Origin of the sequence: Streptomyces sp. NPDC018693 (assembly GCF_044391385.1) — a bacterium.
Lineage (GTDB): Bacteria > Actinomycetota > Actinomycetes > Streptomycetales > Streptomycetaceae > Streptomyces.
In genome coordinates this window covers 26,468-45,333 of the sequence record NZ_JBIRZZ010000010.1, presented here as the reverse complement: position 1 = coordinate 45,333, position 18,866 = coordinate 26,468, and the positions used below count along the sequence as shown (strand labels likewise).

The window sequence follows — 18,866 nt, the reverse complement described above, 5'->3', positions numbered from 1 at the left end:
ACGCGGTCGTTGCCGCTCAAAGGGCCTCCAGCGCATCCCTGAGCCTCTTCAACAGGGTGATGTCGGGGTCGTCGACGGGGGGCAGGCCGCCACTCGGCCAGAGAGCGGCGGGTGGTGGTGCCGGCGACGGCGATGGTGCTGACGACAGGCGTAGTGCTGGTGGTGGGTGTAGTGCCGGCGACGTCGGTGGTGTCGGTGGCACAGGCGATGTCGGCGGTGTGGGCGGGGTTGGCGGTGGTGGCTCGGGCTTGGGCGTGACCAGGCCGGCGGCCGCCAGTCGGCGGACGTCCGCCAGGACGGGGAAGGCGCGTCGGCCCAGCCTCCGCGCGATGTCCGAGGCGGTGCGCCGCCCGTCGACCAGGGCCAGCACGGCACTCCGCCGGTGGAGCGCCGCCGGCACGCCGGCCGCCTCGGTCCGTGGCGGCCGGGCCGGAGCCGCCGGTGGGGCGAGCGCCGCCGGTGAGGCGGCCGTCCCGGTCTCTGGCGGTGGCGATGGCGGCGCGGCGTCGGTCCGCAGCAGCGGTGCGGTGTCCGTGCACGGCCGTGGCCACAGACCGTGCAGCAGCGCGCGCCGGCGCAGGGTCTCCCGCTCCAGCGCCGCCACGGCGACCGGCCGCAGGGCGTCGGCCGGGAACACGGCGTCGTAGCGGAAGCGGCCGGGGGTGCTGCTCGGGGCGAGAGCGAAGAACCCGGCGTCGTACAGCGCTCCCAGATGGCACAGCTCCAGTAGCCCGCGTGCGACGCGACCGGTGTCGAGCAGTCGGCGGACCGCCGCGTGCTCCCCGCCGGCGCCGACCCCGTCCAGGGCCTGCCGCCAGACGTCGGGGTCGAGCGTGCCGTGGGCGAGCAGGAGGGCGCCGAGGCCGGGTGCGAACGGGCTTTCGGCGTGCACCACACGGCCGTTCGCCAGGTGGAGCGTGCCGTGTTCGCGCTCCAGGACGCCGCTGGCCCGCTCGGCGGCCAGCCGGGTCAGCATGGGGGAGAGGCCGCCGCCCGCGCGGTCACGAGCCCTCGATCTGTCCCGCACCGGCAGCGGGGGCGGTGCGGCCGCCCGCGTCACGGTCACTCCAGCACCAGCCGTCCGGCCATGTCGCCCAGCCGGATCCGGGCCAGCGCGAGGTTGCCGTCCGCCCGGCCCAGGAACAGGTGCAGGAACACGCTGCTGTCGAACGACGTCCGCACGAACCGCAGCAGGTGGTAGCTGTCCCGGTTGCTGATGATCAGGTCCTCCAGCGGCGGGTCGGCCGCGCCGTCGCCGTCGACGGGCGCGAACGCCCGCTGCTCGGCGGCCAGCCGGGCGATCTCGGCGGCCTCGGCGGCGGCCGCCTCGTGGTCGTCGCCGGGGAACTCCCCGATCGCGCCCAGCGCCAGCCCACTGGTCCAGTCGACCAGTGCTGCTCCCCGGGCTCCGGGCAGCCGCATGGCCTCCAGAAGGCACTCGTCGATTCCGGGCACCGTCGCTCCCCTCCCGCCTGCGGTTCGGCTGAGTGAGGAGGACGCTACGCACCGTGCGGGCCAGGGGTGAGGATTCCGGCATTTTCCAGTGGAAAATGCGTGAAGGCGCTAGGGTGCGCCAACTCGCCCCGTCCACACATCAGTTGAACACCCTGTCGACCGGCGTACGTCAGTCGCGCGCGGTGGTACGGAGGGAGGTGAGCGCTTCCGCGTGCGCCCCTCCGGACTCGGCCACGATCTCGTCGAGCGTCTGCGGCGCGCGCACCGTGGCGAAGGCGATCCCGCCCCGCCGGTCCGGCGCGAAGCCGTACACCCCCGGCCGGGCCAGGGAGTTGTACGCGTAGTGGTGCGCGAAGTAGTACGCGCCCGTGTCCAGCGCCGCCGCGTAGTCCCCCTGCTCCAGCAGCGGAAGCGTCCGCGCCTCGGCCAGCAGGTCGCCCGCGAAGCAGGCCGGACCCGCCACGTCCTGGACGACCCCCGGGCCCTCCTTCGGACGGCCCCTCGCGTCGTACGCGGCGATGCGCAGCGGCCAGGAACCCGGCGCGTACACGGTCCGGGTGGCCACCTGCACGCCCGCGTGCGTCACCGCGACCGGACGGCCGCCGGCGCGCTTGGTGTACTCCACCCGCGCCACCATCGTGCCCTCCTTGGCCAGCAGGGACCGGCCGAACTCGGTGACCAGGCCGTAGCGCCCGTCCATCAGCCCCGGCACCGCCTCGGCGAGCAGCCGCGCGTACTGGGCGTACGTCGGTGTCGTCGCCTCCGTCGCGAAGTTCACCGGCAGGCCGCCGCCGATGTCGATCGTGTCGACCTGGCGGTGCCCGACGCGCCGGTTGATCTCCTCCGCCAGTTCGTACACCTCCGCCACACCCCGCACCATCAGCGACAGCGGCACGCCCTGCGACCCGGTGTGCGTGTGCAGCCGGGTCAGCCACGGGCGCTCGACGTACGCCCGTACGACCCAGTCGCGCGCCCCCGCGTCGCGCAGCGCCACCCCGAACTTCGAGGTGGCCGTCGCCGTCGACAGCGCCTCGATGGAGCCCGCGCCGACCTGCGGGTTCACCCGGACACCCATGGGCGAGGCGGTGGGCGCGGCGGCGACCAGGGTGTCGATGCGGGCCAGCTCCTGCGGGTTGTCCGCGTTGACGGCGATGCCGAGGGCGAGCGCCTCACGCAGCTCGGCCGGGGTCTTCGCGGGGGAGTCGAGGACCGTGGCCCGCGGCGGCAGCCCGGCCGCCCTCGCCAGCGCCAGCTCCCCGGGGCTCGCCACCTCCGCGCCCAGGCCCGCCTCACGCAGCAGCCGCACCACCGGCACCAGCGGGGTCGCCTTCACCGCGAAGGCGTGCAGCACCGGTGTGCCGGGCGGCAGCACCGCGTCGAACGCCGCCCGCAGCGCCGCGGCGGCCGCGCGGATGCCGGTGACGTCCAGCAGTCCGACGATGGGAGTGCCGGGCCCGAGCAGCCCCTGCTCCACGGCGGCCCGCACCGCCTCGTCCCGCCGTACCGCCCGCTCGCCGTCCCCGTCGCTGTCCCGGCCGTGCAGGTGGTTCACGTGGTCCCCTGTGTCGTCGCCGTCGCCCTCCACAGCATTCCCGATCCTCTCCACGGGCGTGCCCATGGATCCAGCCAAACACCGGTGCGGGCCGCGTGTCGGCCCATGACCCTATTGACTAGTTCTATTCAAGAACCCAGGATGTGAATAGACGTAGTAGTCGGAGGAGGCAGACGATGTCGGGACCCCGCCCCGTACGAGCGCCGCGCGGCACCCAGCCGAGCGCCCTGGGATGGCAGCAGGAGGCCGCCCTGCGGATGCTGCAGAACAACCTCGACCCCGAGGTCGCCGAACACCCCGACAAGCTCGTCGTCTACGGCGGCACCGGCAAGGCCGCCCGGGACTGGCGCTCCTTCGACGCCATGGTGCGCACCCTGAAGACCCTCAAGCAGGACGAGACGATGCTCGTCCAGTCCGGCCGCCCCGTCGGCGTCATGCAGACCCACGAGTGGGCCCCCCGCGTCCTCATCGCCAACTCCAACCTCGTCGGCGACTGGGCCAACTGGGAGGAGTTCCGCCGCCTGGAGGCCCTCGGCCTGACCATGTACGGCCAGATGACCGCCGGCTCCTGGATCTACATCGGCACCCAGGGCATCCTCCAGGGCACCTACGAGACCTTCGCCGCCGTCGCCGCGAAGAAGTTCGGCGGCACCCTGGCCGGCACCATCACCCTCACCGCCGGCCTCGGCGGCATGGGCGGCGCCCAGCCGCTCGCCGTCACGATGAACGACGGCGTGGCGATCTGCGTCGACTGCGACCCGCGCGCCATCGACCGCCGCATCGAGCACCGCTACCTCGACGTCAGGGCCGACTCCCTCGACCACGCCCTGCGGCTCGCCGTCGAGGCCCGCGACGCCCGCCGCCCGCTGTCCATCGGTGTCCTCGGCAACGCCGCCGAACTGGTGCCCCAGCTGCTGGCGATGGGCGCGCCCATCGACATCGTGACGGACCAGACCTCCGCCCACGACCCCCTGGCCTACCTCCCGCTGGGCGTGGCCTTCGAGGACATGGCCGCCGAGGCGGCGAAGGACCCGGCCGGGTTCACCCAGAAGGCCCGCGAGTCCATGGCCCGGCACGTCGAGGCCATGGTCGGCTTCCTGGACGCCGGCGCCGAGGTCTTCGACTACGGCAACTCCATCCGCGGCGAGGCCCAACTCGCCGGATACGACCGCGCCTTCGCCTTCCCCGGCTTCGTCCCCGCCTACATCCGGCCGCTGTTCTGCGAGGGCAAGGGCCCCTTCCGCTGGGCGGCCCTCTCCGGCGACGCCGCCGACATCGCCAGGACCGACAAGGCGATCCTCGACCTCTTCCCCGAGAACGAGTCCCTGGCCCGCTGGATCAAGATGGCCGGGGAGAAGGTCCACTTCCAGGGCCTGCCCGCCCGCATCTGCTGGCTCGGCTACGGCGAGCGCGACAAGGCCGGCGAGCGCTTCAACGACATGGTCGCCGCCGGTGAGCTGTCCGCGCCGATCGTCATCGGACGCGACCACCTCGACTGCGGCTCCGTCGCCTCCCCCTACCGCGAGACCGAGGCCATGCTCGACGGCTCCGACGCGATCGCCGACTGGCCCCTCCTCAACGCCATGGTGAACGTGGCCTCCGGCGCCTCCTGGGTGTCCATCCACCACGGCGGCGGCGTCGGCATGGGCCGGTCCATCCACGCCGGCCAGGTGACGGTGGCCGACGGCACGCCGCTCGCCGGCGAGAAGATCCGCCGCGTGCTCACCAACGACCCCGGCATGGGCGTCATCCGGCACGTGGACGCCGGGTACGACATCGCCGAGTCGGTCGCCGGGCAGCGCGGCGTCCGGGTGCCGATGCGTGAAGGTGACCAGGCGTGAGCTTCCACAGCATGTGGGCGGAGCTGCTGCCGATCGGCCGCAGCTCCACCACCGGCGGCTACCGCCGCTACGCCTGGACCGGCGCCGACACCGACTGCCGGGCCTGGTTCCGGGAGCAGGCCGCCACCCGCCACCTGACCTACGAGGTCGACCGCAACGGCAACCAGTGGGCCTGGCTCGGCGACCCCACCGCAGGCGACGCCGTCGTCACCGGCTCGCACCTCGACTCCGTACCCGACGGCGGCGCCTTCGACGGACCCCTGGGCGTGGTGTCCTCCTTCGCCGCCCTGGACGAACTACGGGCCAGGGGAGCGCAGCCCACCAAGCCCCTCGCCGTCGTCAACTTCGGCGACGAGGAGGGCGCCCGCTTCGGGCTCGCCTGCGTCGGCTCCCGGCTCACCGCCGGCCACCTCACCGTCGACCAGGCGCACCGGCTCACCGACGGCGACGGGATCACCCTCCCGCAGGCCATGGAGTCCGCAGGCTACGACCCCGAGGCCCTCGGCCCCGACCCCGAACGCCTCGCCCGCATCGGCGCCTTCGTCGAACTCCACGTCGAGCAGGGCCGCGCCCTTGACCTCACCGGGGACTCCGTCGGCATCGCCGGCTCCATCTGGCCGCACGGCCGCTGGCGGTTCGACTTCCGCGGCGAGGCCAACCACGCCGGCACCACCCGGCTGGTGGACCGGCACGACCCGATGCTGTCCTACGCCGAGACCGTCCTCGCCGCCCGCCGCGAGGCCGAACTGGCCGGGGCCGTGGCCACCTTCGGCAAGATCTCCGTCGAACCCAACGGCGTCAACGCCATCCCCTGCCTGGTGCGCGGCTGGCTCGACTCCCGCGCCGCCGACCAGGAGCGCCTCGACACCGTCGTCCACGGCATCGAGAAGGCCGCCCGCACCCACGCCGAGGCCCACGGCGTCGACCTCGCGGTCGTCCGGGAGTCCTTCACGCCGGTCGTCGAGTTCGACCACGCCCTGCGCGACGAACTGGCCCGCATCCTCGGCAAGGACAAGGACCCCGCGCTCACCGTCCCCGTCCTCGGCACCGGCGCCGGACACGACGCCGGGATCCTGTCCGGGAGCATCCCGACCGCCATGCTGTTCGTACGCAACCCCACGGGGGTCTCGCACTCCCCGGCCGAGTCCGCGAGCGAGGACGACTGCGTGGCCGGGGTGCACGCACTGGCCGACGTACTGGAAGGGCTGGCCTGCACGTGACGCAGACGTACTGGCTGGAGCACGCCTGGCTCGGCGACCGCGTCGAGCCGGGCGTGGCGCTCGACGTCCACGACGGCCGCATCACCGCCGTCCGCACCGGCGCGCAGACCCCGCCCCCCGGCGCCGAGATCCTGCGCGGACTGACCCTCCCGGGCCTGGCGAACGCCCACAGCCACGCCTTCCACCGCGCCCTGCGCGGAGCCGTCCAGGTCGGCTCCGGGACCTTCTGGACCTGGCGCGAGGTCATGTACGCCACGGCCGACCGGCTCACCCCGGACAGCTACCACGCCCTCGCCCGCGCGGCGTACGCCGAGATGGCCCTGGCCGGCATCACCGCGGTCGGCGAGTTCCACTACGTCCACCACGCCCCCGGCGGCACCCCCTACGCCGACCCGAACGCCATGGGCGAGGCCCTGATCGCGGCCGCCGCCGAAGCCGGTATCCGCATCACCCTCCTCGACACCGCCTATCTCTCCTCCGGCTTCGGACAGCCGCCCAACACCCACCAGCTCCGTTTCTCCGACGGGACCGCCGAGGACTGGGCCGCACGCTGTTCACTTCTCAAGGAACGGGATCACGCACGGATCGGGGCGGCGATCCACTCCGTACGGGCCGTGCCCGCCGACCAGCTGTCGACCGTGGCGCGGTGGGCCGAGGACCGGCGGACCCCGCTGCATGTGCACCTCTCCGAGCAGACCGCCGAGAACGAAGCCTGCCTGGAGATCCACGGGTGCACCCCGACCCAGCTCCTCGCCCTGCACGGGGTCCTCGGGCCGCGCACCACCGGCGTCCACAACACCCACCTCACCGCCGAGGACATCTCCCTCATCGGCGGCAGCGGCACCGGCACCTGCATGTGCCCCACCACCGAGCGCGACCTCGCCGACGGCATCGGACCCGCGGTCGCCCTGCAGAACGAGGGCTCCCCGCTCTCCCTCGGCTCCGACAGCCACGCCGTGATCGACCTGCTGGAAGAGGCGCGCGCCATGGAGCTGAACGAGCGCCTGCGCACCCGCACCCGAGGTCACTGGACGGCGGCGGCCCTCCTGCGGGCGGCCTCGGCCGACGGCCACGCGGCCCTCGGCTGGGACGGCGCCGGAACCCTGGAGCCCGGCGCGCTCGCCGACTTCACGACGATCGCCCTCGACTCGGTCAGGACGGCAGGGCCGCCTGCGCGGCTCGGTGCCGAGACGGCCGTATTCGCCGCGTCGGCAGCAGACGTGTCGCATACGGTCGTGGCAGGTCGGCACGTCGTACGGGACGGGGCGCACACCCTCGTGCCGGATGTGCCGCAAGCCCTCGCGGACGCCGTCGCAGCCCTGCGCGGATGACCTCCACCACGGAACCCCAACGCGCATCCGACCCCACCGCCGACCAGGCCAGCAAGGACGCCATGAGCAACGCGACGACCGTCAGCCCCGCAAGCTCCGCGAGCACCGCCAGCACGCTCATCACCAACATCGCCGCCCTGGTCACCAACAACCCCTCCCTGGGTGACAGATCCCCCCTCGGACTGATCCAGGACGCGGCCGTCGTCATCGAAGGCGACCGCGTCGTGTGGACCGGTGACTCAAGCAAAGCACCCGCCACTGACAATCGGGTCGACGCCGGCGGCCGCGCGGTCCTGCCCGGCTTCGTCGACTCCCACTCCCACCTCCTCTTCGCGGGCGACCGCACGCAGGAGTTCAACGCCCGGATGTCGGGGCGCCCGTACAGCGCGGGCGGCATCCGTACGACGGTCGCGGCCACGCGGGCGGCGAGCGACGAGCACCTCGAACGCAACCTCACCCGCTACCTCGACGAGGCCCTCCGCCAGGGCACCACCACCTTCGAGACCAAGTCCGGCTACGGCCTGACGGTCGAGGACGAGGCCCGCGCCCTGCGCATCGCCGCCCGCCACACCGACGAGGTCACCTACCTCGGCGCCCACATCGTCTCCCCGGACTTCGCCGACGACCCGGCCGCCTACGTCGCCCTCGTCACCGGCGAGATGCTCGACGCCTGTGCCCCGCACGCCCGTTGGATCGACGTCTTCTGCGAGAAGGGCGCCTTCGACGGCGACCAGGCCCGCGCGATCCTCACCGCGGGCAAGGCGAAGGGCCTGCACCCCCGCATCCACGCCAACCAGCTCTCCTACGGCCCCGGAGTACAGCTCGCGGTCGAACTGGACGCGGCGAGCGCCGACCACTGCACCCACCTCACGGACGCCGACGTGGACGCCCTGGCGTCAGGGAACACGGTCGCCACCCTGCTCCCCGGCGCCGAGTTCTCCACCCGCGCCGAGTGGCCGGGCGCCCGCCGCCTCCTGGACGCGGGCGTCACCGTGGCCCTCTCCACGGACTGCAACCCCGGCTCGTCCTTCACCTCCTCGGTGCCCTTCTGCATCGCCCTCGCCGTACGGGACATGGGCATGACCCCCGACGAGGCGGTCTGGTCGGCCACGGCCGGCGGCGCGGCGGCCCTCCGCCGCACCGACATCGGCCACCTCACCCCCGGCGCCCGCGCCGACCTCCTCCTCCTGGACGCCCCGAGCCACGTCCACCTGGCCTACCGCCCGGGCGTCCCGCTGGTGTCGGGCGTCTGGCGCGGCGGCGTACGAGTGGCCTGAGCAGTCGCGCGCAGCGCCAGACGCTCCCGGTCAGCCACCGACCGCCCCCACCCCGTACCGACGAGCACCAGCACCGCACCCGCATACCCGAGCCACCCCGGCCGGTCCCCGGCCAGCGCGCTACCGACGGCCGCCGCCCACACCGGCTCGGTCCCCAGCAGCAGACTGACCCGGGACGGCGAGCTGGTGTCGGCAGGGCTGGACTTGCCCTGCGGGCACGCGGTCTACGGCGCTGCCGCCGACACCGTGGAGGGGCAGTCACGAGGGTCGAGGTCCAGACATGGTCGTCAGCGGCCGTACCGGTGCCGGCCCGGTGCATGGCAGGCGTTCTTGTGCCATTGCCTGCGCACTTGTCGGATTGCCGGCCTGACGGCTCCTACTGCCCCGCCCGCCACCGTTGCCCCCCACCCCCGCCCGCCGGCAGGAACCACACATCCCCGTACCCGTTGTCGGTCAGGGCCGTGCCCGGGGCGATGGCCGGGCGGATGGTGCCGTCGGGGTCCACGTAGAAGGTGAGGTTGCGGCCGTTGCGGCCGTAGACCGAGGAGCAGGTCCAGATGCCGACGCCCCGGTCGACCGAGCCGCGGCTGTCGAGGCAGTAGTCCGGGTCGGCGTACGACTGGAGGATGCCGAGCGAGGAGACGTACCGCCAGCGTTGGCTGCGGGAGGTGGAGCAGGGGACGGTTACTACGTCCGTGCCGTTGGCGAAGTCGCCGGCTACCTCCAGGCAACGGCCGGTGGTGGTGTTCACGACCTGGGCGTATGTGGCGCCGGGTGGGAGCACGGGTGTGGGGGTGGGTGTCGGTGTGGGCTTGTGCTTGGGTTTCGGGGGTGGTGTGGGGCGGGGGGAGGGGCTTGAGCGGGTCGGGGAGGGGGTCGGGGAAACCGACAGCGATGGGGAGGGGGACGGGGATGGCGGGGGTGTGGGTGAGGGGGTGGGTGCTGTCGTCGACGGGGTGGTCACCGGTGGGAGCCTCGGCGCCGTCGCGGCCACCGCGCCCGTCGGCCGGCTGTTGTGGGAGTCGCCGGGTGGGAGCAGCACGATCAGCAGGGGGGCCAGGGCCACGCCCAGTGCCGCCGAGGCCAGGACGACGCGGCGCGGGGGCGGCCAGGCCGCAGGTGGCGGGGGCGGGGGCAGGGGTGGGGCAGTGGAGGGTGGCGGGATCAGGGGCGGGGGAGCGGGGCGGTTCTCCGTTGCGTAGGCCGTGCCCGACCATGGCAGCAGGCCCTCCGCCAATGCCGTGCTCGGTGCGTCGCGCAGGGCGCACTGTTCGTCGTAGGCCGCCGTGCAGTGGGGGCAGTGGGACTTGTGGGACTCCAGGTCGGGGCTGTGGCGCGGGCTGTCCGGGCGTACGGACTCCTCGATCAGGCGGTGGAAGTCCGCGCAGTCCGGGTCGTCGGAGGCGGTGAGGCGGCGGCGGAGGGCGGCCCGGGTGAGGGACTGGAGGGCGAGGGGGGTGCCGTAGGTGACGTCCTCGGGGGTGAGGCCGAGGAGAAGGGCCGCACGGGGCGCGGGCTCACGCTCCACCACGCCGTACCAGAGCAGGCCCTGCGTGCGGGAGGGGAGGGAGCGGAAGGCGGGGAGGAGGGGTGGGGAAGGTACGGGGACGGGGACGACGCCCGTGTTGAGGCCGGCGGCGCGGTCGTCGGACGCCCACTGGGCGGCCACCCGGCAGGCGTGCAGCAGGAGTTGGTGGCGCCAGGGCAGGCCGGGGTCGTTGCCGCGGGCCGTCTCGCGGGCGGCCCGGGCGAAGGTCTGGGCGGCCAGGCGGCGGGCCGCCGTCTCGCCGGTCGTGGAGAGGCGGGCGTAGGCGAGCAGGCTCGACTCGTGCCGCTCCCGCAGCTCCCGCAGGGCCGGGTAGGCGAGCGCGGGTGCCGCGCGCAGCAGCTCGGCGAGACGGGCGTCGGGGGCACCGTGGACGGCAGGTCCGCCGCTCGCGTCGGCACGGGACATGGGGGTCGCTCCTCACCTGAAACTGACCTACTGGTCGGTCTGGGGTGGGGTGACCATAGTGGCGCAGGACACGTTTGGGGAGGTTTCCCGGGGTAACCAGGACCCGGAGACCCCGGAGACCCCGGAGACCCCGGAGACCCCGGAGACCCCGGAGACCCCGGAGACCCCGGGCACCCGGGCATCCCCGAGAAGCCCGAGAACTCCGACGGTCCCGGCGGTTACTCCTCCGTCGTCAGCCCCTTGCGGAGTCGCACCAACGTCCGTGACAGCAACCGCGACACATGCATCTGAGAGATGCCCAGCTCGTCGCCGATCTCCGACTGGGTCATGTTCGCCACGAAGCGGAGGGAGAGGATCTTCCGGTCGCGGGGCGGGAGTTCGGCGATGAGGGGCTTCAACGACTCGACGTACTCGATGCCTTCGAGCCCGTGGTCCTCGTAGCCGATGCGGTCGGCCAGCGCGCCCTCGGTGTCGTCCTCCTCGGGCTGCGCGTCCAGCGAGGAGGCGGTGTACGCGTTCGACGCGGCCATGCCCTCGACGACCTCGTCGTTGGATATCCCGAGCCGCTCGGCCAGTTCGCCGACCGTGGGTGCCCGGTCGAGCTTCTGAGCCAGTTCGTCACCGGCCTTGGCCAGGTCGAGGCGGAGTTCCTGCAGTCGCCTCGGTACCCGCACCGACCACGACGTGTCACGGAAGAAGCGCTTGATCTCGCCGACGATGGTCGGCATCGCGAAGGTGGGGAACTCCACACCGCGGGAGAGCTCGAAACGGTCGATCGCCTTGATCAGGCCGATGGTGCCGACCTGGATGATGTCCTCCATCGGCTCGCTGCGGGAGCGGAAGCGGGAGGCGGCGAACTTGACCAGGGCGAGGTTCAGTTCGACGAGGGTGTTGCGGACGTACGAATATTCGTGGGTGCCTTCCTCGAGCGATTCGAGCCGCTCGAAGAGGGTCTTGGAGAGGGCCCGTGCGTCGACGGGTCCGACCTCGTCGTACGGAGGGATCTCGGGGAGCCCTTCGATGGGATCCAGATGTTCCGGAGAGGGTGTCGACGTCGCGCTGTCGAGGTGCGATGCGTCGAGCCGCGGTGACATGATGTCCTCCATCGTTCTCGGCATATGGCTGCCGGAGCCAGTACGTGCACTGCGGTGTGCGGCGCCTCCAAAGCCGGCCGTGTCGGTTACGTGTCTCTACTAGCCCTACCTGCTTTGCCGAGCCGATCGCAAGTGCGGTATGTGCGGTTATGTCTGTTTCCGTGGGGTTGTTCGGCTGTCGGAGCGCGTAACGAAGGCGTAGTGTTCGAGGGCGTCAGCACGGACGCAACGACCTCGGGAGAGACACGGCATGGACCGCGGGACGGTCGGCAGCGCACAGTCGGGCCGGCTTCTGGTGGAGGTGCGGGAAGAGGGCTCCAGTGCCGTCGTGACACCGGCGGGTGAGCTCGATCACCACACCGCCGAGTTGCTGCGCGAACCCCTCGACGCCTGTCTCGCCAAAGGATTCAGTCGGCTCGTCGTCGACTGCTCAGGGCTGGAGTTCTGCGACTCCACCGGGCTCAATGTGCTGCTCGGCACCCGGCTGAAGGCCGAGGCCGCCGGTGGGGGAGTGCATCTGGCCGGGATGCTCCCGGTCGTCGCCCGGGTCTTCGAGATCACCGGCGCGGACGCCGTCTTCACCGTGCACGACTCGGTCGAGGCGGCCCTCGCGGTCGAGGACGGCTGAGGGCTGCTGAGGACGGCTGAGGGCGACTGAACTGTCGCGCAGGCCACATCCCTCGCTGCGGAGCGTGGCGAAGGAGGGGGGTGTCCCGGCGGCCCCGTCGGGCAGGAGACATGCGGGCGAGGACGTCCCGAACATGTCGGTGGCACTCTCCAAGCCCTGGATCTTTCCATCGTGAACTGGTGAATCGGTGAGGTGAAGCGCTGATGAGCACCACCCGGCCTGTCTCGCCGGGCTCCCCGGAGCCCAGCGGCGCTTCGGGGGCATCGGCGGGCCGACAGGTCCGCAGCCTGGACTTCGACGGCGCGAGCGGCGTCGTACCGCTCGCACGGGACTTCGCCCGGCAGGCGCTGTACGCGTGGGGCTGGCTGCCGGCCGCCACCGCGGATCAGCGCGCCGCGGCGGAGGATGTGCTGCTCGTCGTGTCCGAGCTGGTCACGAACGCGTGTCTCCATGCGGAGGGGCCGCAGGAGATGCAGCTGGCCTGCGACAACAAGGTGATCCGGATCGAGGTCGTCGACCGGGGGGCCGGGCAGCCGGCGCCGCGTACTCCGCATCGGGCGGGGCGGCCCGGGGGGCATGGGATGTTCATCGTCCAGCGGCTGTGTCTGGACTGGGGTGTGGTGCGGACGCCGGGGGTTGCCGGTAAGACGGTTTGGGCGGAGCTGGGCGCTCCCGCGTAGGTGCCTGGCGTCGTGTCGCGGCTGCGGGCCGTCGTGGGTTGCTCGCGCCCACGCGGCGGAGCCGCATGTGGACACAGCCCCGCGCCCCTGAAAAATGCGCTGCAGTGTCCCCACACTTCCAACACGCCGCTTCTCTTCCCTCCTCAAGCCCCCCGGCGTACCTTGACGGCCGATCTGATGTGCCGTCAGGAGTGGGAGGGCCGGGCCGTGTCGAAGGGGAAGCGGGTCGCCGTGCTCGGGCTGGCCGGAGCCGTGGTGGTGGCGGTCGCGCCGGTCGCCCGGGCCGAGGTCGTCGACGTCAACTACCACTGTGAGACACCGATCGGCGACAAGAGCGCCGTCTCGCCCATCGACATCAAGGGCGTCAGGAGCGGCAACGGCTACAAGCTCACCATGTCCTGGCAGAAGGGCGTCTCCTCCAGCCCGGTCGAGCTGGGCAAGGGCGCGATGACCCCGAGCGCCACCATCAAGCTGGGCGGCGCCGACAGTGGCACGCTCACCGTCACCGGGCCGCCCAACCAGCAGGCCATCCCGGCCGACACCCCCATCAAGATCAGTGACCTGAGCGGCACCTACACCCCGAAGAAGACCGGCAAGGTCACCTTCACGGCTGCCGTGCTCACCATCAAGGCCCTCGGTACGACCACCACCTGCACCCCCACCAACAACCCGGGCCCGTCCCTCACCCTCGACGTGACGGCGGCCTCCGACGGCGGCTCCGGCGCCGAACTCCCGCAGACCGGCCCCGAGGACTCCGCCGTCGCCCTCGCCACCCTCGGCGGCACGGTCCTGCTCGTCGGCGCGGCCGGCGCCCTGTGGCTGACCCGCCGCAACCAGACGCCCGAGCGCCGCTGACCGTTCCACGAGGGGGAGCCGCCGATGCCGTACGCCGCCCGCGTTCTCCTGCTGGCCCTGCCGCTGCTGCTCGGCACCGCCGCCCCGGCGGCGCCCACGGGCGACTGGTCGGCCGCGCCCTCCGGCGACGGGCGCCCCTCCTTCTACGCGGAGGGCACCCCCGGGACGGTCCTGCAGGACACGCTCGCCGTCACCAATCGGGGCACCCGCCCGCTCGCCGTCCGCCTGTCCGGCACCGGCCTGCCGCTCACCTTCGCCGAGACGACCCTGCGGGTCCCCGCCCGCACCCGCGCCGAGGTGCCCTTCACGGTGACCGTCCCGACGGACGCGGCACCGGGCGACCGGACGGGCGGTGTGGTCGTACGGGACACGGACGGCAAGGAGACGGTCGTACGGCTGCTGCTGCGGGTCGGCGGGCCCGAGCTGGCCGCGCTGACCGTGGAGCACCTGGCCGTGCACGCCGACCGGATCACGTACGAGCTGGTCAACCGGGGTACGACGCCCCTCGCACCGCGTCTCGCCGTGCATGCCGAGGGCGCCCTACGGCGCACCCTCCTCGACCGGACCGAGCGGCCCCTGCCGGTCACCGTGCCCCCGGGCGCCCGCCTGGCGCTGACCGAGCCCTGGCCCGACCGCCCGGCTCTGGACGCCGTGACCGTACGCCTGACCGTGACCGCACCCGGCGGCGCCCGCGCCACGGCCGACGCGTCGGCGACCTTCGTCCCGTGGGGCGCGGTGGCGGGGACGGCGGGCGGCGCGCTGACGGTCGTAGGAGGGGCGGCGCTGCTACGACGACGCAGGCGCCGTGACCTGACAGGAGCGCCGAGGTGACCGCGCGGCTCACGGCGGCGGCGCTCGCCCTCCTCCTTCTCCCGCTCCTCCTGGCCGGTACGGCCTCGGCGGCCGCCGCCGACGAGGGACCGGCCGTCACCGTCGCCAAGTCCGAGGCGGGCGTGGGCGGTTCGGTCACCGTCAGCGGCAGTGGCTGGCGGCCGCGCACCCTGCTGATGCTGCTGATCTGCGGACAGGCGGTCCCGTCCCGGGGTGTCGTCGGCGGCACCAACTCCTGCGCCAACGCGGACGGCCGGGCCGTGACCACGGACGCCGACGGTCGCTTCAGCCGCCAACTGCCCGTCGCCGAGCCGCCGGTGCCCTGCCCCTGCGTGGTGCACGCGGCCACCGCGACCGGACCGAAGGCGCAGGCCGACGCCGTGTTCCAGGTGGCCGGGCATCCCGTGCGGCCGCTGCCCGCCGAGCCGTCCGGCGGCCGGCTGTCGATGCTCTCCGACACTCGCCTGGAGGGCTCCGGCTCCCTGCTGACCTGGTTCGGCGCCCCGCCCGCACGCACGCTGGTCTTCACCGTCGGCAATGTCGGTACCGAGCCGCTGAAGGACCCGGTCTTCCACGTCGGCACCGCCCACGGCGTGTTCGCCCCGCAGTGGGAGGAACGGCGGTGGCGCGGCACGGTCGCCCCCGGCAAGAAGGCGCGCGTCGAACTGCCGGTCCAGCTGTCCGCCGGGGCGCACGGCGACTACACGGTCTCCCTCAAGTACGAGGGGAAGGTCCTCGCCAAGCAGCCGTGGGGCGTCGGCCGGCCCTGGGGCGTGACCCTGTTCTGGGTGCTGCTCGCGGTGGTCGTCCCGGCGGCGGTGTTCCGCGTCGGGATGGCCGTGGTGGACCGGGTACGCCCACCGCGCGTGCCACCGGACACTCCGGCCGTCCCGGCCACCCCCGGCACCTTCGCCTCGACCCTGCCGTGGTTCACCCCGGACACAGGTCCGGGCCCGCCGGACCGACTCTCCGCACCGCACGACGACGACCGTCCGACGACGGCTTCGGGTCCGGCGACTCCCACGGGTCCGGCGTCTCCGACGGGTGTGGCGGCGCCCACGAGTCCCGCGGCGCCCACGAGTCCCGACACCCCCAACACCCCCACAAGCCCGAGGACCCCCACGACTTCCGCGAATCCCGGCAGGAAGGGAACACCCCGTGAGTGAGCGCGAGAGAGCCACCCCCGTGCGCAGGGGTTTGGCGGCGGCCACGTCCGCCGCGCTGATCGGCGGCACCGCCGCCCTGCTCGGACTGGCCGTCGGACCGGCACGGGCCGCCGAGGTGTCCTACGCCACCCACTGCGTGCCGCCCGCCGGCATCCCCCCGGTGGACGGCACGACGAAGGTGGACATCACCGCGCCGGCCACGGCGAAGGTGGGCGACACCGTCGACATCGTCTGGAAGTTCACCCAGCCCGCCTCCAGGAACCCCGACATCATCGACCTGCCCGCCGACTCGGTGCAGCCGTCCGGCACCCTCAAAGCGGCCGGCGCGCAGACCGCCGACATCCCGCTGGAGGGGCCCCGGCAGAACCCCGGGATCCCCAAGGGCGCCCCGATGGTGCTGTCCGACATGAAGGGCACCCTGAAGCTGACGGCGGCGGGCCAGGTGACGCTCACCCCGGACGCGTACGTCGTCAACGCCATGGGCACGAACACGACCTGCTCGCCGACCGAGCCGGTGCAGCCGGCGGCGACGATCACGGTGACGGCCGGGGACGGGAGCTCGCCGAGCGCGCCGGAGTCACCCTCGCCGTCACCGTCGCCCTCGCCGTCCCCCTCGACCACCTCGCCGTCGAGCAGCCCGAGCCCGTCCCCCAGCGACACCGGCGGCAGCGGCGGCCAGACCGACTTCACCGGCAAGGTCGTCGACGTCCCCTACACCTGCCAGTCCCCCCTCGGCGTGAAGAAGGCGACCTCACCGGTCCAGATCAACGCCAGGAAGAACGGCGGCAGTTACGACCTCACCGTGCAGTTCAAGAAGTCCGTGATGGACAGCCCCGCCGACATCCCCGCCAACTCGGTCAAGCCGTCGATGGCGGTGACCCTGGGCGGCGCCGACACCGGCACGGTCCATGTCGAGGGCCCGGCCAACCCCCAGCCCATCAAGTCCGGCGACCCGATCGAGGTCCCCGACCTCAAGGGCACGTACAAGCCCGGCGCGACCGGCGAGTCCACGCTCTCCCCGGGCGTCCTGACCGTCAACGCCCTGGGCACGACCACGACATGCACGCCGGACAGCACATCGGTCTCCCTGACCCTGGACACGACCCAGCAGGCGAGCGGCGCGTCGGGCGGCTCGTCATCGGCCGGCGGTACCTCGGCGGGAGGTACGTCGACCAGCGGCGGCCTGGCGGACACGGGCTCCGGCGACCACGGCACGTTGAAGGCCCTGGGCCTGGTGGCGGGCACGACGATCCTGCTGGGAGCAGCAGTCTTCACCTTCATGCCACGACGCAGGAGCCTGTGAGACGGAGGAGGGCCGTCGCACCCACACCAGGATGCAACGGCCCTCTCGGCTCAGACCACGTCAGTGAACGTCGCCCATCAGCTCCTTGACCTTCCTCCGGTACATCCACACCGCCGCACCGGCGGCCACCGCGAGCACCGCCTCCAGCGCCACGACCCCCGTCCGGTTGAGGTCGACCCCGGCGATGGACAGCAACCCGGTCGTCGCGTCACCCGCGGTGACCGCCAGGAACCACACACCCATCATCTGGGACGCGTACTTCTGCGGCGCCATCTTCGTGGTGACCGACAGACCGACCGGCGACACCGTCAACTCACCCAGCGTCTGCACGAAGTAGATCCCCGCCAGCCACAGCGCGGCGGCCTTGTGCCCGCCCTCCGCGATCGACAGCGGCGCCAGGAAGAGGAGGAAGGACGCGCCGATCAGGGCGAGACCCATCGCGAACTTGACCGCGGTGCTCGGCTCCTTGCCCCGCCGGGCCAGCGCCAGCCACGCCCAGGCGAAGACCGGGGCCAGGGCCATGATCATGACGGGGTTGACGGACTGGTACCAGGAGACCGGGAACTCCCAGCCGAGGACCGTGTTGTCCGCCGAGGACTCGGCGAACAGCGACACGGTCGAGCCGCCCTGGTCGTAGATCATCCAGAACACGGCCGCGGCCACGAAGAACCAGATGTACGCGGTCAGTCTGGACTGCTCTGCGCTGTCCAGTTCCTTGTCCCGCTTCATCCGGGCGATGACCAGGACCGGGATGACCAGACCGGCGATGGTGATCGGGACCAGCAGCCAGTTCAGGGTGTAGACACCGGAGACGCCCACGACGAGATAGAAGGCCGCGGCGACGGCGGCCCAGAAGCCGGCCTTGCGCAGCGTGGCCGCCTTCTCCTGGGCGGTCAGCGGGGTCGGCACGACGTCCGACCGGCTGCTGAGGTGGCGGCCGCCGAGCAGGAACTGGGCCAGACCCAGCGCCATGCCGAGCGCGGCGAGCGCGAAGCCCAGGTGCCAGTCGACGTTCTCACCGATGGTGCCGATGACCAGCGGGGCGGCGAAGGCGCCGAGGTTGATGCCGATGTAGAAGACGGTGAAGCCACCGTCGCGGCGCGGGTCCTCGGGACCGTTGTAGAGGTGGCCGACCATCGTGGAGATGTTGGCCTTCAGCAGACCGGAACCGATCGCGACCAGTCCGAGGCCGCCGTAGAAGGAGCCGGCCCACGGCAGGGCCAGGGTCAGATGGCCCAGCATGATGATCGCGCCGGCCACGGCGACCGTCTTGCGGGGGCCGAGCACCCGGTCCGCGAACCATCCGCCGGGCAGGGCGAGCAGGTACACCAGGGACAGGTACACCGAGTAGATCGCGGTCGCCGTGCCCGCGCTCAGGTGCAGTCCTCCGGGAGCCACCAGGTACAGCGGGAGCAGGGCCCTCATGCCGTAGTAGGAGAACCGCTCCCACATCTCGGTCATGAAGAGGGTGGCCAGGCCGCGGGGGTGGCCGAAGAAGCTCCTGTCGGTGCCGGGGGTCCCCGGCCGGCCCGAGTCGTCCTTCGTCAGGCTGGTCGCCATGTCGTTCCTTGCTTGGTCGGGACGCGCGAATGGGGCGTCGCGCGCCCGGTGGGGTGTTTCACCATACGGCAGGACAGTGCCGGATATGGAATGACTTGGCGCGTGGATCACAGGTGAAC

General features: G+C 72.7%; 16 protein-coding genes and 1 pseudogene. 10 read left to right on the top strand and 7 right to left on the bottom strand.

The features are described from left to right. Positions 1–16: 16 nt before the first annotated feature. The 3 genes from ACH5AC_RS24735 to ACH5AC_RS24725 all read right to left on the bottom strand — a co-directional run bounded on the left by ACH5AC_RS24735 (position 17) and on the right by ACH5AC_RS24725 (position 3,073). Positions 17–1,060, bottom strand: a complete 1,044-nt coding sequence (locus ACH5AC_RS24735; protein ID WP_398864610.1) for a transcriptional regulator — start codon at positions 1,058–1,060, stop codon at positions 17–19. 2 nt (positions 1,061–1,062) lie between these two features. Beyond that, on the bottom strand, positions 1,063–1,455 hold the full coding sequence (locus ACH5AC_RS24730) for a hypothetical protein (RefSeq protein WP_398864286.1): 393 nt from the start codon (positions 1,453–1,455) through the stop codon (positions 1,063–1,065). A gap of 169 nt (positions 1,456–1,624) precedes the next feature. Further along, positions 1,625–3,073: a diaminopimelate decarboxylase gene (locus tag ACH5AC_RS24725; protein ID WP_398864285.1), complete on the bottom strand. Its 1,449-nt coding sequence runs from the start codon at positions 3,071–3,073 to the stop codon at positions 1,625–1,627. A gap of 110 nt (positions 3,074–3,183) precedes the next feature. Between ACH5AC_RS24725 and hutU the strand changes: the two genes are divergently transcribed. The 4 genes from hutU to hutI are packed head-to-tail and all read left to right on the top strand — an operon-like array spanning position 3,184 to position 8,676. Next, a complete protein-coding gene (hutU, locus tag ACH5AC_RS24720) occupies positions 3,184–4,848 on the top strand; it encodes a urocanate hydratase (RefSeq protein WP_398864284.1) in 1,665 nt (554 codons plus the stop codon). Then, the gene (locus ACH5AC_RS24715; protein WP_398864283.1) at positions 4,845–6,068 is read left to right on the top strand and encodes an allantoate amidohydrolase; all 1,224 of its coding nucleotides are present in this window, start codon (positions 4,845–4,847) and stop codon (positions 6,066–6,068) included. Before hutU ends, ACH5AC_RS24715 begins: the two co-directional genes overlap by 4 nt. Continuing rightward, on the top strand, positions 6,065–7,399 hold the full coding sequence (locus tag ACH5AC_RS24710) for a formimidoylglutamate deiminase (RefSeq protein ID WP_398864282.1): 1,335 nt from the start codon (positions 6,065–6,067) through the stop codon (positions 7,397–7,399). Before ACH5AC_RS24715 ends, ACH5AC_RS24710 begins: the two co-directional genes overlap by 4 nt. Next, positions 7,396–8,676: an imidazolonepropionase gene (hutI, locus tag ACH5AC_RS24705; protein WP_398864280.1), complete on the top strand. Its 1,281-nt coding sequence runs from the start codon at positions 7,396–7,398 to the stop codon at positions 8,674–8,676. Before ACH5AC_RS24710 ends, hutI begins: the two co-directional genes overlap by 4 nt. Here hutI and ACH5AC_RS24700 read toward each other — a convergent pair. The 3 genes and pseudogenes from ACH5AC_RS24700 to ACH5AC_RS24690 form a co-directional block, all read right to left on the bottom strand. Then, positions 8,616–8,861 (bottom strand): annotated as a pseudogene (locus ACH5AC_RS24700) (EamA family transporter); the annotation flags it as partial. The gene hutI and the pseudogene ACH5AC_RS24700 overlap by 61 nt on opposite strands. A gap of 191 nt (positions 8,862–9,052) precedes the next feature. Further along, on the bottom strand, positions 9,053–10,630 hold the full coding sequence (locus ACH5AC_RS24695) for a ricin-type beta-trefoil lectin domain protein (RefSeq protein ID WP_398864278.1): 1,578 nt from the start codon (positions 10,628–10,630) through the stop codon (positions 9,053–9,055). A 218-nt stretch (positions 10,631–10,848) separates the two neighbouring features. After that, on the bottom strand, positions 10,849–11,724 hold the full coding sequence (locus tag ACH5AC_RS24690) for an RNA polymerase sigma factor SigF (protein ID WP_398864276.1): 876 nt from the start codon (positions 11,722–11,724) through the stop codon (positions 10,849–10,851). Positions 11,725–11,974: 250 nt separating this feature from the next. Here ACH5AC_RS24690 and ACH5AC_RS24685 point away from each other — a divergent pair, with 250 nt between their 5' ends. From ACH5AC_RS24685 to ACH5AC_RS24660, 6 genes are all read left to right on the top strand, one after another. Then, entirely contained in the window at positions 11,975–12,352 is a 378-nt protein-coding gene (locus ACH5AC_RS24685; RefSeq protein ID WP_398864274.1) for an STAS domain-containing protein, read from the top strand. A gap of 203 nt (positions 12,353–12,555) precedes the next feature. Continuing rightward, on the top strand, positions 12,556–13,032 hold the full coding sequence (locus ACH5AC_RS24680) for an ATP-binding protein (RefSeq protein ID WP_398864273.1): 477 nt from the start codon (positions 12,556–12,558) through the stop codon (positions 13,030–13,032). A gap of 207 nt (positions 13,033–13,239) precedes the next feature. After that, positions 13,240–13,887 (top strand): LPXTG cell wall anchor domain-containing protein, encoded by a 648-nt coding sequence (locus ACH5AC_RS24675; protein ID WP_398864272.1) that lies wholly within the window; start codon positions 13,240–13,242, stop codon positions 13,885–13,887. Positions 13,888–13,911: 24 nt separating this feature from the next. After that, positions 13,912–14,718 (top strand): hypothetical protein, encoded by an 807-nt coding sequence (locus ACH5AC_RS24670; RefSeq protein WP_398864271.1) that lies wholly within the window; start codon positions 13,912–13,914, stop codon positions 14,716–14,718. After that, complete coding sequence (locus tag ACH5AC_RS24665; RefSeq protein WP_398864270.1) at positions 14,715–15,884, top strand: hypothetical protein; 1,170 nt, start codon at positions 14,715–14,717, stop codon at positions 15,882–15,884. The genes ACH5AC_RS24670 and ACH5AC_RS24665 overlap by 4 nt, the downstream gene beginning before the upstream one ends. A gap of 19 nt (positions 15,885–15,903) precedes the next feature. Then, positions 15,904–17,187, top strand: a complete 1,284-nt coding sequence (locus ACH5AC_RS24660; RefSeq protein ID WP_398864609.1) for a hypothetical protein — start codon at positions 15,904–15,906, stop codon at positions 17,185–17,187. A gap of 60 nt (positions 17,188–17,247) precedes the next feature. Here the strand turns inward: ACH5AC_RS24660 and ACH5AC_RS24655 are convergent, their stop codons facing one another. Beyond that, positions 17,248–18,747, bottom strand: coding sequence for an oligopeptide:H+ symporter (locus ACH5AC_RS24655; protein ID WP_398864269.1), 1,500 nt, complete (start codon positions 18,745–18,747; stop codon positions 17,248–17,250). Between the last annotated feature and the right edge of the window lie 119 nt (positions 18,748–18,866).

Bases quoted from the DNA above. Each gene is read 5' to 3' on its own strand.
- ACH5AC_RS24695 (WP_398864278.1), bottom strand. From the start codon at position 10,630: ATGTCCCGTGCCGACGCGAGCGGCGGACCTGCCGTCCACGGTGCCCCC.
- ACH5AC_RS24680 (WP_398864273.1), top strand. From the start codon at position 12,556: ATGAGCACCACCCGGCCTGTCTCGCCGGGCTCCCCGGAGCCCAGCGGC.
- ACH5AC_RS24655 (WP_398864269.1), bottom strand. From the start codon at position 18,747: ATGGCGACCAGCCTGACGAAGGACGACTCGGGCCGGCCGGGGACCCCC.
- ACH5AC_RS24685 (WP_398864274.1), top strand. From the start codon at position 11,975: ATGGACCGCGGGACGGTCGGCAGCGCACAGTCGGGCCGGCTTCTGGTG.
- ACH5AC_RS24670 (WP_398864271.1), top strand. From the start codon at position 13,912: ATGCCGTACGCCGCCCGCGTTCTCCTGCTGGCCCTGCCGCTGCTGCTC.
- ACH5AC_RS24690 (WP_398864276.1), bottom strand. From the start codon at position 11,724: ATGTCACCGCGGCTCGACGCATCGCACCTCGACAGCGCGACGTCGACA.
- hutU (WP_398864284.1), top strand. From the start codon at position 3,184: ATGTCGGGACCCCGCCCCGTACGAGCGCCGCGCGGCACCCAGCCGAGC.
- hutI (WP_398864280.1), top strand. From the start codon at position 7,396: ATGACCTCCACCACGGAACCCCAACGCGCATCCGACCCCACCGCCGAC.
- ACH5AC_RS24725 (WP_398864285.1), bottom strand. From the start codon at position 3,073: ATGGGCACGCCCGTGGAGAGGATCGGGAATGCTGTGGAGGGCGACGGC.